Below are 15,837 nucleotides of genomic sequence, written 5' to 3'. Positions count from 1 at the left end.
CAAACGTGCATTCCCCCTTTTTTATGGGCGGCTATTAGTACTCGATCCGCACATCCCCCTTCGGAATGCTGCAGCACGACAGGATGTAGCCTTCTTCCACGTCGTCGTCGGTGATGCCGCCGTTGTGCTCCATCTCGACTTCGCCGCTGAGCTTCATCACCTTGCACGTGCCGCAGATGCCCATGCCGCAGGCCTTGGGAATCATCAGGCCAAGCTTGGCGGCGGCAGCGTGGACGGTTTCGCCCGGTGCCACGCGGATGCTCTTGCCGGTGTCGGTGAATTCCACCTGGTGCAGTTCGGAGACGTCGACCTCTGGTGCCTCGGCGGCCTGCTCGGCGTGTTCCACGGCGTCGGCGCGGGCTTCCGGTGGCGTCGCGCCGAAGGATTCTTCGTGGTACTGGGCCATGTTGAAGCCGTTGGCTTCCAGCAGGCGCTTGACCGCATTCATGTACGGCGTCGGGCCGCAGCAGAACACTTCGCGCTCCATGAAGTCCGGCGCCATCAGCTCCAGCATCTTCTGGTTCAGGTAACCGCGATACCCGGCCCACGGCTCGCCCAGCCCGTGTTTCTCACAGACGATGTGCAGCGAGAAATTGTTGATGCGCGACGCCATCTGCTCCAGTTCACGGTGGTAGATGATGTCCTTGGGCGAGCGCGAGCTGTGGACGAACACCATGTCGACGTTGGCGTTGGTGTCGTAGTACCAGCGAGCCATGGACATGACCGGGGTGATGCCCACGCCGCCGCTCAGATAGAGGATTTTCGGGTTCGGGAAGTCGATGGCGTTGAACAACCCGACCGGCCCGTGGACCGCCAACTCCTGGCCTTCGTGCAGGGTGTCGTGCAGCCAGTTGGAGACCTTGCCGCCCGGTACGCGCTTGATGGTGATCGAGAAGCTGTAGGGCACCGATGGCGAGCTGGAGATGGTGTAGGAGCGCATGATTGGCACGCCTTCGATTTCCAGCTCCAGGGTGACGAACTGACCCGGCTTGAAAAAGAACAGGATCGGCTGGTCGGCCATGAAGCAAAAGGTGCGCACGTCCCAGGTTTCCTGGATCACTTTGACGACCCGCACAAGGTGGCGACCATTGGCCCAGGTCTGGGTGTTGACCGGGTTGAGGAAATTCTGGGACATGCTCACTCTCCACAGCCGACTGTCGGCTTCTTATGGTGGCGATTCTGCGTATGCGCCGAACCGCGTATTTACCTATCAGCGACATTCACATACTTATGGCGACCAGGCCCGGTCTATAGGGGCTGCGTAGTCGTCAACGGAATCGGCCATGTCGCCCATGGATAAGGTTCGCGTCGCGCCCCGCTCCACACTCGCCGCTAATTCGATACAGATTTTTTACCCATAAGCATGAGCGACAGAAAACACCGTCGCCTCGCGTGCCAGCTCCAAAACACAACCGTAATTAGCCACATTCGTAGATCGCTCAAATCGCGGTCTGAGGACTTGAAAGATGGACGTCACTACAACGCTGAGTCTGGGCGATCCGCTGGAACCGGCACGCAAGGCCACTGCCGAAATGCTGCAGACCCGCGAGCGCACCTATTCGCTGCCGCAGCCTTTCTACAGCGATGAGCGGCTGTTTGAAATCGACATGCAGGAAATCTTTCAGAAGGAATGGCTGATCGCGGGCATGACCTGCGAGATTCCGGCCAAGGGCAACTTCATGACCCTGCAGATCGGCAAGAACCCGATCCTGGTCGTGCGCAGCCCGGACGGTTCGGTCAACGCCTTCCACAACGTCTGCCGCCACCGTGGCTCGCGTCTGTGCACCAAGGAAAAAGGCAAGGTCGCCAAACTGGTGTGCCCGTACCACCAGTGGACCTACGAGCTGGACGGCCGCCTGCTGTACGCGGGCACCGAAATGGGCGCCGACTTCGACATGAAGAACTTCAGCCTCAAGCCTGTGCACTGCAAGACGGCTGGCGGCTACATCTTCATCAGCCTGGCGCAGAACCCGCCGGCCATCGACGAGTTCCTGCAGACCCTGACCCACTACATGGAACCGTACGACATGGAAAACACCAAGGTGGCGGTGCAAACCACCTTGATGGAAAAGGCCAACTGGAAGCTGGTGCTGGAAAACAACCGCGAGTGCTACCACTGCAGCGGCTCGCACCCTGAATTGCTCAACACCCTGCTGGAATGGGACGACACCAACGACCCGCGCGCCGACCAGAAATTCAAGGATCACGTGGCCGAATCCGCTGCCGCCTGGGAAGCCGAGAAGATCCCTTACCTGCACAAGAGCTTCGGCCTGCGTAACCGCATCGTGCGCATGCCGCTGCTCAAGGGCACCGTGTCCATGACCATGGACGGCCAGCAAGGCAGCAAGAAACTCATGGGCCGCATCAAGAACCCGGACTTGGGCTCAATGCGCATCCTGCACCTGCCGCACTCCTGGAACCACTGCATGGGCGACCACGTGATCGTGTTCACCGTGTGGCCAATCAGCGCACAGGAAACCATGGTCACCACCAAGTGGCTGGTGCACAAGGACGCCGTCGAAGGCGTGGACTACGACGTCGCGCGCCTGCGTGAAGTCTGGGACGCCACCAACGACCAGGACCGTCGCCTGGCCGAAGAAAACCAGCGCGGCATCAACTCCGTCGCCTACCAGCCTGGCCCGTACTCGAAGACCTACGAGTTCGGTGTGGTCAACTTCATCGACTGGTACAGCGCCAAGCTGCTGGAGAACATGGGGGCCGAGCCTGCGCCTTATCTGAAGGGCGTGGCGGTCAATCACGAGTGAGGTTGACTCTGACCTCGCTTCGCTCGTAACAACCCCGTCGCGGGCAAGCACGCTCCTATGATCCTGTAGGAGCGCGCTTGCCCGCGATGCGTTTGGAGGCGGTGGAAGCGCTGATTAAGCTCAATCGCTGCCCCCTACCTCGCTTCCTGAGTGGCAAATACGTTCGCCGCATCATTACGCGTGCCGACAGGCGCTTATTGTTAATATCCTTCTTGTAAACACCAGGCAAGCCGAAACCGCTTTTTTCCGGCCAACTCACCAAATGCCAACTTCCTCACACATCTATAAAAATAATAATAGACTCAGTGAGTTATTAACTCTGACAACAACACCAGGGAAACTTCCTACAACCTTATCGGAAATTTAAAACCGATACGGACTTGGCGCACCTCGATCTCAATGTTATCAATACACCACCGACAGCGATCGCCGTCGGAATAAAGGAAATAAATCCCAAACAATGAAAATAAAGGAGTATCAACATGGGACGTCGCCGTTCTGAAATCTCAATCATCCCGTTCAATCAAAACAATGAACCCATGGGAGGTCTGCTGAACAGTGAAGCGCAGTTTTACGCTCACAACTAAAACGTTATAGCTACAAAGCGATACAGGCTTGGGGTTTCCCCAAGCCTCTTACAACAGGATTCCCACATGGAAGAACGTGAATTTTCTGCCACAACAGCCGAGCAAAAAATCCGACAAGCTATTTCATCCCTCTCCCTGACACCTTCAGTTGGCTATATAAACTCATCGAAGACGGTGGCGCTAGGTACATTAAAGAACTCAATGAACGCCACCGTCGCAGAGGGTGCCGGGAAGGGAGCCAATTGCGGTGTCGGGGCCTTGGCTGAAAGCCTTGAGCACTATGCGATGGAGCACATGTCACATCAGGGAATTTGCGAACGCGCCCTCGGTGAAATCCGAAATCAACCAGTGGCTCGCATGGACGGGATACTGTCCAATCTGCCAGATAGCAAAGTCAGGATAGACTGCGTCGAAATGACAGACATACAAACCGGTCAACGTGTCATGATGCCCGCGGTACTCCAGATGCCAATTGACTTATTGAACGAAAAAATTAAAAACATCCCCGGCGCTGCGTTTCTCAGCCGCTATTCATCCAATTCTGGCATTGCATTTGGATGCTCTGAAAACGAAGCGATCCTCCACGGCATTAATGAAGTTATAGAACGGCACATACTGTCCAAGATACTCATGTCTCTCTGCGGTCAGCACGAGCCCATGCAGCTGTGTTCGCCCAGCACTGAGATTTTGGAAAAATTGTTTTCGCACAACTTGGGAACGTGCACAGCCGTAGACCGTTTCAAAGTAATTCTCACCCCAACCACGCAGGGCGTTTACTTCAGCATGGCTATTCCTAAACGTGCAGACGGAAGACACCCGATCTGCCCGATTGGCAGTGGATGCTCAGTCGATCCTCGTATCGCAATATTACGCGCAGTAACCGAGCTTACTCAGACGACCGCACTGTATGACGCAGATGAAAAAAACAACGACCTGCGTGCTCACGCGTTGCTGGAGCGTTCACCTTCGTTGCGCTCATTGATTCAGCTTGAAAAGCTGAGAAACATCGGCCAAACCTGCCGACGATTAGATCCACCGCTGAACATCTCAGTCGCCGAACAAATCGAGCTTGTTGTCGAACACCTTGATGGCCTCGGCTTTCGTGTGCTCCATCGAACGCTTGCCTCTTTCGACAACGGATGCGCGGTAACGCAGATCTACGTACCTGGGCTGGAACGCTTCAACCTGGTCAGAGCAGGTGTTCCGGTAGTCCCCCAACACTTGCTTCGCGCTAACGCGTGCTCAATAGGAGGCGACCAGAACCATGACTCACCTCTTTAAAAACATCCTGTGCACCCGAAAACGCCTCTTTTTCAGCGCGACAGTGATAACCGCACTTCTGAAAGCGACCACCCTTGTCCCAGCCCTGTTGCTAGGCAAAATCATCGACAGTCTGAAGCTTGCAGACGGAGTGGACACATCCGCGATATCGCTGCTTCTGGCGCTTTTATGCGCAACAGTGGTGCTGCAATCGGTCATTAACCCATTACAGACCTATCAACTGGTCGGGCTCGTACAAACGACCCTCAGGGATCTTTCCGTCTACTGGACGGAAGTGATTTTAGGGAAGGATTTTGAGCAGTTTTCGTCGTTGCGTATTGGCGGTCTTATCAAATCGGTGGAACGTGGAATTACAGCGTACGAGAAATTTCTGACCTTCTTCATCACCTCCGGCTTTCCGCTGATCATCGAGGTGATATTGATCGCTTCAGTTTTTGCGTCTGTCGGTGGTGTCGGCGTCTTTCTCGCGCTGTTGGGGGTATCAGTCGGCTACATGCTCCTGTACCACCGACTGGTGACGTGGCGGCGCCCCTTTCTGATCGCGGTCAACGATCAGGAGGACGCGGTGTCCTGCAAGTTGTTTGAAACGCTTCACGCTGGAAAGCTGATCAAGCTCGAACAAGCCTGCAAATCTGCAATAAAACCGCTGTGCGAAAGTTATGCAACCTACGCACAGGCGGCTACAAAGGTCGCCAGCACAGGTGCAATCCTTGGCTCGGTCAGAATTCTGTATCTCGGACTTTGCAGCGCGGGGTTACTGGCGTGGGGTGTAGCGGATCAGGCGTCGGTTTCACCGAAAATGACTATCGGAGAGCTAGTAGCTGTTGTATCGATCGCCGGTCTGTTTCTTGGGAATTTCAGCGCGCTGGCTGAGGCATACCGCACGCTGGATCAGTTCTTCGTTGATCGCAACAGGCTTCAAGAGATCCTCTCGCTCGCAGATGTTCTGCAACAGCCTCAACAACCACTTGCCATGCCTTTGTCAGCGTTGAGCCTTTCGACTGTCTCAAACATCACCAACCGGCCAATGGTTTTCAGGTCTGAGCAATCCGTAGCCATCATCGGGCCAAGCGGCGCCGGTAAAACGACCCTCATGGAGACACTGTCAGGAACGCTCAAAACACGCCGCCACCTCGTCGCGCTCAATGACGAGCCGCTAAACCCTGGCGCCATTCAAGCGTATCTGGAACGTGTGCGTTACTGCCCGCAAACGCCAATGGTTTTGGAGGGGTCTTTTGGCCATTCGGTACTCTTCGGGCAGCGGGAGAACTCTGATTTAGCTGCAGCCATTCGCTCACTTGGTCTGGAAGAACTGGTACGCCACCGGGTGATCGCCGAAGGCGCCAAGAACATTTCCGGCGGAGAGGCGAAGCGCCTGTCATTGCTGCGACTCATCAATCGCCCGGGCGACTTCAATCTGCTCGATGAGCCAACGGCGTCGCTGGATCAGGAAACAGGGCTAAAGGTTTGGGACACAGTGTTCACGCACTTCCATAACAGAGGGCTGATCTGCACCACTCATGACCTGGCAGCCCTGCCGCGCTTTGATCGAGTCATTGTCATTGCGCAAGGCGCCGTTGTTGCTGACGGTCCCTGGCATGAGGTCCAGCGTCACAAGTCAGTAGTCTCGGCGCTGGACCAGATTTCCATGGGGCTGTCGGCTGGCTAGGTCCCCATTCTTCCAGGTGACGGCAAACTCCAGGACACTGAGCAAAAAATGCTCACATCATGTGAAGGGCAGCAATGCCGCAGGGCGCGCTGATTCACAAACATCTTATCCACAGCACAACCCACAGCAATTGTGGGAAAGTCGATCTGCACGCGCTCGAAAATTCAGTAAAAACCGAGAGTTATTGAAGCAGGTCAATCGGGATAGTGCCTGTATGTTTTTTGATCAATCGGCTAAATCCCCCATATTTAAAGGGCTACGCGAGATCGCGAACACCTTATCCACAGACCCACCAACAGAGAATGTGTGCAAGTGAGGATATCCCTGGTTGCACTGTGGAAAACAACCATAAGCGACGGAATCTGGACGCGACGGATTGGTATTTGTCAGAGAAACGTCGAACTGAGCAATAAATAACCAACTCTCTGAAAGCTTTGTATTACGCGGCTTACGGAGGAAGGCAAACATCTTATCCACAAACGCACTCACAGAGAATGTGAGCAAAAACTCGCTGAAGGCTCCGGCGGCTGTGGAGAAAAACCGTTGTAAATCCGCAGGATAGATTGAATGTTTTTTGACCAATGCTCTGCAGGCCACGGTTTCAAAGGCATTGGTGAAGGGCCGAACAGGTTATCCACAGGCGGATCAACAGTGAATGTGGATATGTGGACAGGTTGCGTCGGGGAAAATCAGAAATGTCTGACATCTCTGATCCAACGGGATCATTAGTATGCATGCCAGCCTACCGAATATACGGAGCCTGTCATGAAAGCCAGAACTCACTTCTCCAGGGACGTTGTGTTAAGAGCAAACGCCCATCTGATCCAGAAGAAAGGCCGCCCCGCCAAGCTACCCCGAGAGCTTTTGGGAATCGTCGACTACCGCCCCAGAACCGTCGAAGAAATCAGCAGCGCCTTCGCCCGGGCCTACGCGAAGCTGCGCGAGACCGAATTCTGATGACTCAGGTGGGCTACAACCACATCTATAAAGCGTTGGTTGCAGATGACAATGACATCGTAGGCAAGCTTGCGTACTCACAGTACAAGCAACAGAAGATCGAATACATCCTGTCCTTCAAGGAAAAGCACGGAGACCATCCACAGGATGCCGATCTTGAAGCATTCCATGACATATCCAACAACGCTTCAGTGCTGGAAGGCTATAGAAATCAGGCAGCACAGCTGGCTGCAGACTTCTTGAAAACATCCTTGGCTGGTGAAGCGAAAGCTATGGAAGACATGTATGCAGCTAAAGCCAGCCATGAAATACGATCCGCACATCCAGGCTTCTGGGTCGGCGTATCACAGAGCGTCATTGGCTCGGCGTGCTTCATCCTGCTGCTTGGCTGCCTCGTCTTCTTCACCTGGAGCCTGAAACAAGGCCCACGGCAGGTCATCGAGCAGGTATTCGACGTGATGATTGTCGATGCGAAGTCCAGCTCAGGCGCTATCGCCGTAGACGAACAATCGCTCTGAAACGCAAATGGCGCCACACGGGCGCCCTTACGTACCAAGAGAGAACAGCCTACCGAACCACCCCCTCCTCCACCAACAACTTCAAAATCGCCGCAGCGCCTTCCTGTGGGCTCACCCCCTTGAGCACCTGCCCTCCACCACCGCTGGCCTTGGCTGTCGCCGCTTTCATGCGATCCGCACCGCTTTTGGCCTTGATCACTTTCAGACGCTTGGGCCGCGGTTTGGCTGGGCTCAGTTCGGCGCCTGTGAATAACTCGTCGAGGGTGACATCGATGGTTTCCACGTCCAACATCCCACGTTGAGCCGGGCCATAGGCGCTCTGGCGGGGTTTGGGAGCGGCGTTATCCACAGTGGCGAGGAACGGCAGTCGCACCTTGAGGCGGCGGCGTTGGCCGCGTGGCAGAGCCTGCAGCACTTGGGCCGAACCGTTGCTCATGGATTCGACTTCGGCCATGCCCACTACCAGCGGCCAGCCAAGCTTCTCGGCGAGCAGGTAAGGCAGCATGCCGGAGCCTTCGCCGGTTTCGGCCTGGGTGCCAGCGAGCACCAGTTGTACACCGGATTCGCGGATGTAATCGGCCAGGCCCGGCAACGCGTCGGCGCCTTCGGGCTGGTCGAGCACGTGAAGCTCTTTCAGGCCCATGCCCAGATAGGCCCGCAGCGCAGGCTCTTCGGCGTTGCCGGCGTGCAGCACATGCAGGTTATCCCCAGCCAGCTGCAGCCCCAGCTCGACAGCACGGGCATCCTGTTCGGCGCGACGCGGGCGACCGGAGGTCGGGTGCGCGCCGATGGACACCAGGCTGATGACATGCAGCGCGCTTTTATCCACAGGCATTTTTTTGTCAGGCTGCATCGCGTTTTGCCTCGTTCCGGTACGCCTCGACGGCTTCAATCAGTGCATTGAGCACGTCGGCACTTTCGCCAATGACTGACAAATCAGCGCGTTTGATCATGTCGCAGGTTGGATCCAGGTTAATCGCCACCACTTTGTCGCAGGCGCCAATGCCTTGTAAGTGCTGGATCGCGCCCGAGATACCCACAGCGACATACACACGGGCCGTCACCCAAGTGCCCGATGCGCCGACCTGACGATCCCGGGTCATGAAGCCATCGTCCACCGCCACGCGGGATGCGCCTTCGGTAGCGCCCAAGGCAGCTGCGGTGCGGTGGAACAGCTCCCAGTCCTTGACGCCGTTGCCGCCAGAGAAAATGAATTCCGCTTCGGCCATGGGGATAAGTGCCGGGTCGACCGCCACTGCACCCAGATCCTCGATACGCGCCAGACTGCGAGCGATGCCTGTGGACAACTCGACCGGCAAGACCTCGTGGCGAGTTTCGCTGACCGGCTCGGCGCATTCGGCGGCGGCCAGAATCAGCCGCGACACAGGCCGCGAAAGGTCCTGCTGCCCGGCCCCGGCACGGCCTGTGGCCTGCGCACCCTTGACCTGCCAGACCCGCGTTGCCGGCCTTTCACCGATGCTCGCGGCAAAGCGGCGGCCCAGTTCGCCGCCACCAGTGCGGCTGTCGGGCAGCAGCCAGTGGCGCGGGTCGAACTGGTTATCCACAGCCCGCAAACCCTGTACGCGTTGTTCTGGCGAGTAACCGGCAAACTCGGCGCCTTCCAGCACCAGCAGGCGGTCGACGCCAGCGGTGTCGAACGCCGACTCTTTGTGCTCGCCGAACACCACCGCCAGCACCGCGCCTTCCTTGCCCGCCAGGCCATGGGCCAGGCCAAGCAAATCGCGGTCGTGGCTGCTCAGGCGGCCACCGACCATGTCCGGCACCACGGCGATGTAGAACGCAGGTTCCGCCACCTGATGCAGTGGCAGTTGCACTTCGACGGCGGCAGAGCGCTTGGTCGTTCCGCCCTGCTGCGCACCACTGCGGTCGATACGCTTGATGCCATTGGGGCCGATAAAACCGATTCCGTGCACATTCTTGCGGATGATGCCGTTGGGCCCCATCCAGCTCGCCTGTTGCGGTTGCATGGCCGCGTGCAGCGGGTGCAGGCGGTTGCGGGCGATCCACTCGGCACGAGGGTCGCGGCGGATAATGTCGCTCATCAGTGCGCCTCCGCAGGTTCACGTTTGGCTGCAGCCGGTTTGGCTGGAGCGGCTTCTTCTTCAAGCAATGCGTCGGCCACAAGTTCGGCGATGTCCTTGATCATCGGGCGTGGCTCGACCACGCCTTCGAGCATCGCGGTGCACTGTGGACAACCCACGGCCACCAGCTCGGCGCCGGTCTCGCGGATGTCTTCCATGCGCATGTCGGGAATACGCTGCTTGCCCGGAATGTCGGTGATCGGCGCGCCGCCGCCACCGCCGCAGCAGCGGGAGCGGAAACCGGAGCGCTGCATTTCCTTGACCTCGATGCCCAACGACTTGAGGACCTGACGCGGCGCTTCATATTCGCCGTTGTAACGGCCCAGGTAGCACGGGTCGTGGTAGGTCACGCTGGAACCCTTGTGCTGGCCCAGGTTCAGCGCACCGCCGCCGATCAGCTCGGCCATGTAGGTGCTGTGATGCTGCACCAGGTATTCGCCGCCGAACGCGCCGTACTCGTTTTTCAGCACGTGGAAGCTGTGCGGGTCGCAGGTCACAATGCGCTTGAAGCTGTACTTGTTCAGAGTCTGGATGTTGCGCTTGGCAAGCATCTGGAACGTCGCTTCGTCGCCCAGACGGCGGGCCACGTCACCGCTGTCGCGTTCTTCCAGGCCGAGTACGGCGAAGTCCACTTTTGCAGCCTTGAGCACTTTGACGAAGGCGCGCAGCGTGCGCTGGTTGCGCATGTCGAAGGCGCCGTCGCCGACCCAGAACAGCACGTCGGTGGTTTTCTTGTCGCTCAGCAGATTCAGATTCAGGTCAGCCGCCCAGTTCAGGCGCCCGCCGGGAGCGAAGCCGCCCGGGTTGTCGGTGGCGATGAGGTTTTCCAGCACCTCGGCGCCCTTGTTCGGGGTCGCGCCTTTTTCCAGGGTCAGGTGGCGGCGCATGTCGACGATGGCGTCCACGTGCTCGATCATCATCGGGCACTCTTCCACGCAGGCGCGGCAGGTGGTGCAGGACCACAGGGTTTCAGCGTCGACCAGGCCGTTGACGATCGGCTGATGCGGGTTGCCTTTATGTTCGCCGATGGGTTTACCCGGATACGGACTACCCGCGAATTTGGCATCGGTGCCGCCCGCCAGGCCAACGACCATGTCCTGAATCAGTTTTTTCGGGTTCAACGGCTGGCCCGCGGCAAACGCCGGGCACGCCGCTTCGCACTTGCCGCACTGCACGCAGGCATCGAAGCCCAGCAGTTGGTTCCAGGTGAAATCCTTGGGTTTTTCCACGCCCAGCGGCGCGGTCGGGTCGGCCAGGTCCAGCGGCTTGAGGCCGGTGGAGCGACCACCACCGAAACGCTCGGCGCGGCGGTGCCAGGCCAGATGCAGGGCACCGGCGAAGGCGTGCTTCATCGGCCCGCCCCAGGTCATGCCGAAGAACAACTCGGACACGCCCCACAGCACACCAATCCCGAGAATGATCGCCAACAGCCAGCCGCCGAAGCCCTCGGGAAGAATGCCCGCCACCGGCAAGGTGACCAGAAAGAACGAGCCGGAAAACGCCAGCAGGCTTTTCGGCAGACGCATCCACGGGCCTTTGGACAGACGGCTTGGCGGATTGCGACGACGCAGGTACACGAAGATGGCACCGGTGAACATCACCGCGCTCATCAACAGCAGCGCGTAGCCGAGGATGCGGTTATGCAGGCCGAATCCGTGGACCAGAATCGCCAGCACGATGGACGCCACCGCGCCACCGGCGGTGGCCACGTGGGTGTTGGCGATGTATTTGTCGCGCGCGACCACGTGGTGCAAGTCGACCATGTAGCGCTTGGGCATCGCCAGCAGCCCGCCGAGCAGGTCGACCTTGGACGCACGCCCGTTGCGCCACATGGCCACCCGCCGCAAAGCGCCCAGAACCGCCAGGGCCAGGGCTGCGAAGAGCAGGATTGGAAGAAGGGTGTTCAACATGTGGAGCTCCCAAAGACCTGAAGGTCTTGCAGGTCGAATTGCCTCACTCAGTCCCTGTGGGAGTGAGCTTGCTCGCGAATGCTTTCTGCCAGTCAGATTTGCAGCGACTGACCCACCGCTTTCGCGAGCAAGCTCGTTCCTACAGGGTTATGTGCAAGCCTTTAGAAGTCTTTGCAAAGGCGCAGCGCGTCATAGATCGCAGCGTGGGTATTACGCTGCGCCACGCAGTCACCGATGCGGAACAGCAGGTAACCGTCACCCGGCTGGCTCAACGATGGCTGCGGCTGGATCGCGAACAGGGCGTCGATGTCGATCTGGCCCTTGTTGCGCGAGCCGTCCTTGAGGCCGTAGTACAGCTCTTCGTCAGGGCGCACGCCGTTCTCGATCACCACCTGGTCGATCACCCGCTCCTCTTTGGCGCCGGTGTATTCGTTCTCCAGCACCGCCACCAGCTTGTCGCCTTCGCGGTAGACCTTCTCCAGCATCATGTCGCCAGTCATGATGATTTCTTTGGGGTACATGCTGCGGTAGTACGTCGGGAAGGACGTACCGCCCATGGCCACACCCGGTTTGATGTCGTCGGTGACGATCTCGACCTGGCTGCCTTTGTCGGCCATGAAGTCGGCCACCGACATCCCGGTGAACTCGCAGATGGTGTCGTAGACCAGCACGTTCTTGGCCGGCGCAACCTTGCCGTCCAGCACGTCCCAGCTGCTGACCACCAGCCCTTCAGCCGCGCCCCAATGCTCGTTCTGCTCGATGAACGGATGACCGCCCACCGCCAGAATCACCACGTCCGGACGCAAGTCCATGATGGTCGGGATGTCAGCCGCCGTACCCAGGCGCAGGTCGACCTTCAGGCGCGCCAGCTCCAGCTGATACCAGCGAGTGATACCGGCGATCTGGTCGCGTTGCGGCGCTTTCGACGCAGTGGTGATCTGGCCGCCAATGGCGTCTTTCTTCTCGAACAACGTCACGTCATGGCCACGCTCGGCCGAAACACGTGCTGCTTCCATCCCGGCAGGGCCGGCACCGACGATCACCACTTTGCGTTTGACGCCGGTGGTCTTCTCGATGATGTGCGGCAGGCCCATGTATTCACGGGAAGTCGCAGCGTTCTGGATGCAGAGTACGTCCAGGCCCTGGTACTGACGGTCGATGCAGTAGTTGGCACCGACGCACTGACGAATCTGGTCGACCTGGCCCATCTTGATCTTGGCGATCAAGTGCGGGTCGGCGATGTGCGCGCGGGTCATGCCGACCATGTCGACGTAGCCGCCTTCCAGAATGCGCGTGGCCTGGTTCGGGTCCTTGATGTTCTGCGCGTGCAGGACCGGCGCCTTGACCACTTCCTTGATACCGGCGGCCAGGTGCAGGAACGGCTCCGGTGGATAACTCATGTTGGGGATAACGTTGGCCAGGGTGTTGTGCGTGTCGCAGCCCGAGCCCACCACACCGATGAAGTCGATCATGCCGGTCTGGTCGTAATACTTGGCGATCTCTTTCATGTCTTCATGGCTGAGACCGTCCGGGTGGAATTCGTCACCACAGATACGCAGGCCCACGCAGAAGTCAGGGCCGACCTCTTTACGCACGGCCTTGATCACTTCCAGACCGAAACGCATGCGATTTTCGAAGCTGCCGCCCCATTCGTCGGTACGCTTGTTGACCCGCGGGCTCCAGAACTGGTCGATCATGTGCTGGTGCACCGCCGACAGCTCCACGCCGTCCAGGCCACCGGCCTTGGCGCGCGCTGCGGCGCTGGCGTAGTTGCCGATCACGCGCCAGATCTCTTCCACCTCGATGGTTTTGCAAGTCGCGCGGTGCACCGGTTCACGGATGCCCGATGGCGACATCAGGGTCGGCCAATGGTCGCCGTCCCAGCGGGAGCGGCGACCCATGTGGGTAATCTGGATCATGATCTTGGCGCCATGCTTGTGCATGGCGTCGGCCAGATTCTGGAAGTGCGGGATGATCTTGTCGGTCGCCAGGTTGACCGACTTCCACCAGCTTTGCGGGCTGTCGATCGCCACGCTCGAGGAACCGCCGCAGATGGCCAGACCGATACCGCCCTTGGCTTTCTCTTCGTAGTACTTCACATACCGGTCGGTGGTCATGCCACCGTCAGTGGCATAGACCTCGGCGTGCGCGGTGCTGAGAACGCGGTTACGGATAGTCAGTTTGCCGATTTGGATCGGCTGAAACATCGCTTCAAAAGCCATCTCACGGTCCTCGGCTTACAACGGTTTTACGACGAACAGGCCATCTTCGTGGCCCTCTTCCGATCCGCCGTAGACCTGCTCGGCCACTGTGCGAACGGAGCTGCCTTTGGCAGCGAGAATCTGGTCCATGGCACCGGCGAACCAGCCGGTGAACATATAGTCGACCTTGCGACCGACCTTGCCGTACACGTACACGAACGCGGAGTGCTCCAGCTTGACGCTGCAGGTGCCTTTATCCAGGTCGATCTCCTGGATCTTGAACAGGCCCCAGCCACGCTGCGACAGGCGGTTCATGTAGTGCTCGAACACCGCGACACCTTCGATGCCATGGCACTCGGCTTCCTTCTCGCACCAGTGCCAGGCGGACTTGTAACCGGCCTTATAGAGGATCTCGGCATAGGCTTCGGCGCCCAGCACTTCCTCGATGCCCTTGTGGTTGTTGACGAAGAAATGGCGCGGTACATACAGCATCGGCAGGGCGTCGGTGGTCCAGACACCGGTCTCGCTGTCGACTTCGATAGGCAATTGCGGGGCGATCTTGGCCATGGAAACTTAACTCCAGAAAATTTTATTGGATGCCCTCTCCGCGGACGGGAGAGGGAGAATTCAGTGCGTCAGGGGATTACTCGCCCCAAACCTCACCCAGAATGCGAACCCAGTTCTCGCCCATGATCTTGCGCACCACGCGCTCAGGGTGGCCGCGCTTGAGCAGGGTCTCGGTCAGGTTCGGGAACTCGCCGACGGTGCGGATACCCAGCGGGTTGATGATCTTGCCGAAGCTGGTCAGACGGCGGGCGTAGCCCTTGTCGTGGGTCAGGTATTCGAAGAAGTCCTGGCCGTGGCCCTGGGTGAAGTCGGTGCCGATGCCGATGGCGTCTTCACCGATGATGTTCATCACGTATTCGATGGCTTCGGCGTAGTCGTCGATGGTCGAATCGATGCCCTTGGCCAGGAACGGGGCGAACATGGTCACGCCGACGAAACCGCCGTGATCGGCGATGAATTTCAGCTCGGCGTCGGACTTGTTGCGTGGGTGTTCTTTGAGGCCCGATGGCAGGCAGTGGGAATAGGTCACCGGCTTCTTGGATTCGAGGATGACTTCCTCGGAGGTTTTGGAGCCGACGTGGGACAGGTCGCACATGACGCCAACGCGGTTCATTTCCGCGACGATTTCACGACCGAAGCCCGACAGGCCGCCGTCGCGCTCGTAGCAGCCGGTGCCGACCAGGTTCTGGGTGTTGTAGCACATCTGCACGATGCCCACGCCCAGTTGCTTGAAGATCTCGACGTAGCCGATCTGGTCTTCGAACGCGTGGGCGTTCTGGAAACCGAAGAGGATGCCGGTCTTGCCCTGCTTCTTGGCTTCGCGGATGTCGGCGGTGGTGCGCACTTGCATGACCAGGTCGCTGTTTTCACGAATCAGTTTCTGGCTGGAAGCAATGCTGTTGACGGTCTGCTGAAACCCTTCCCAAACCGACACGGTGCAGTTGGCCATCGTCAGGCCACCTTTGCGCATGTCCTCGAACAGCTCACGGTTCCATTTGGCAATGATCAGACCGTCGATAACGATGCTGTCGGCGTGCAATTCGGCTGGGCTCATCAGGCTGTCCCCTATAGGTTGTTCTACGCCGAAACGTCTGCCGGCGCTTTGGGGCCAGCATATGCCTGTGGGTCGGACGGGCCGGATGCAAAAACGACAAGGGAATTGCCGAAAGCGTCAAGAAACGACAAAGGGCGACTGCGGGCGTCTGCCACCTGCGTTTGATAACTGTTCTTTGCCGCGCGCATGGGCGAGAATCCACCGCATCACTGAATCGGGAAGCCCC

General features: G+C 58.6%; 12 protein-coding genes. 5 read left to right on the top strand and 7 right to left on the bottom strand.

All coding sequences use genetic code 11. The annotated features are described in order from the left end of the window. Window positions 1-34: 34 nt before the first annotated feature. A complete protein-coding gene (gene gbcB / locus AC1MEK_RS15450; RefSeq protein ID WP_480397161.1) occupies window positions 35-1,135 on the bottom strand; it encodes a glycine-betaine demethylase subunit GbcB in 1,101 nt (366 codons plus the stop codon). A 331-nt stretch (window positions 1,136-1,466) separates the two neighbouring features. On the opposite strand from gbcB, the gene gbcA reads away from it, so the two are divergent. The 5 genes from gbcA to AC1MEK_RS15425 all read left to right on the top strand — a co-directional run bounded on the left by gbcA (window position 1,467) and on the right by AC1MEK_RS15425 (window position 7,777). Further along, window positions 1,467-2,765 (top strand): glycine-betaine demethylase subunit GbcA, encoded by a 1,299-nt coding sequence (gbcA, locus tag AC1MEK_RS15445; RefSeq protein WP_480397160.1) that lies wholly within the window; start codon window positions 1,467-1,469, stop codon window positions 2,763-2,765. A 653-nt stretch (window positions 2,766-3,418) separates the two neighbouring features. Then, a complete protein-coding gene (locus tag AC1MEK_RS15440; RefSeq protein WP_480397159.1) occupies window positions 3,419-4,633 on the top strand; it encodes a YcaO-like family protein in 1,215 nt (404 codons plus the stop codon). Continuing rightward, entirely contained in the window at window positions 4,617-6,302 is a 1,686-nt protein-coding gene (locus tag AC1MEK_RS15435; protein ID WP_480397158.1) for an ATP-binding cassette domain-containing protein, read from the top strand. The genes AC1MEK_RS15440 and AC1MEK_RS15435 overlap by 17 nt, the downstream gene beginning before the upstream one ends. A 765-nt stretch (window positions 6,303-7,067) precedes the next feature. Beyond that, the gene (locus AC1MEK_RS15430; RefSeq protein ID WP_480397157.1) at window positions 7,068-7,259 is read left to right on the top strand and encodes a hypothetical protein; all 192 of its coding nucleotides are present in this window, start codon (window positions 7,068-7,070) and stop codon (window positions 7,257-7,259) included. Beyond that, entirely contained in the window at window positions 7,259-7,777 is a 519-nt protein-coding gene (locus tag AC1MEK_RS15425; protein WP_480397156.1) for a hypothetical protein, read from the top strand. The genes AC1MEK_RS15430 and AC1MEK_RS15425 overlap by 1 nt, the downstream gene beginning before the upstream one ends. A 49-nt stretch (window positions 7,778-7,826) precedes the next feature. Here the strand turns inward: AC1MEK_RS15425 and etfB are convergent, their stop codons facing one another. The 6 genes from etfB to AC1MEK_RS15395 form a co-directional block, all read right to left on the bottom strand. After that, on the bottom strand, window positions 7,827-8,612 hold the full coding sequence (gene etfB / locus AC1MEK_RS15420) for an electron transfer flavoprotein subunit beta (RefSeq protein ID WP_480397155.1): 786 nt from the start codon (window positions 8,610-8,612) through the stop codon (window positions 7,827-7,829). 7 nt (window positions 8,613-8,619) lie between these two features. After that, a complete protein-coding gene (etfA, locus tag AC1MEK_RS15415; RefSeq protein WP_480397154.1) occupies window positions 8,620-9,840 on the bottom strand; it encodes an electron transfer flavoprotein subunit alpha in 1,221 nt (406 codons plus the stop codon). Next, window positions 9,840-11,789: a dimethylglycine demethylation protein DgcB gene (gene dgcB / locus AC1MEK_RS15410; protein WP_480397153.1), complete on the bottom strand. Its 1,950-nt coding sequence runs from the start codon at window positions 11,787-11,789 to the stop codon at window positions 9,840-9,842. Before dgcB ends, etfA begins: the two co-directional genes overlap by 1 nt. Before the next feature lie 161 nt (window positions 11,790-11,950). Next, on the bottom strand, window positions 11,951-14,011 hold the full coding sequence (gene dgcA / locus AC1MEK_RS15405) for a dimethylglycine demethylation protein DgcA (RefSeq protein WP_480397152.1): 2,061 nt from the start codon (window positions 14,009-14,011) through the stop codon (window positions 11,951-11,953). Window positions 14,012-14,026: 15 nt separating this feature from the next. Continuing rightward, on the bottom strand, window positions 14,027-14,557 hold the full coding sequence (locus AC1MEK_RS15400) for a DUF5943 domain-containing protein (RefSeq protein WP_480397151.1): 531 nt from the start codon (window positions 14,555-14,557) through the stop codon (window positions 14,027-14,029). A 76-nt stretch (window positions 14,558-14,633) separates the two neighbouring features. Further along, window positions 14,634-15,611 (bottom strand): dipeptidase, encoded by a 978-nt coding sequence (locus tag AC1MEK_RS15395; RefSeq protein ID WP_480397150.1) that lies wholly within the window; start codon window positions 15,609-15,611, stop codon window positions 14,634-14,636. Between the last annotated feature and the right edge of the window lie 226 nt (window positions 15,612-15,837).

The organism is Pseudomonas sp. 2, from assembly GCF_056627435.1.
The sequence above is the reverse complement of the archived record's forward strand: the minus strand, read 5'-3'. Positions and strand labels throughout refer to the sequence as shown.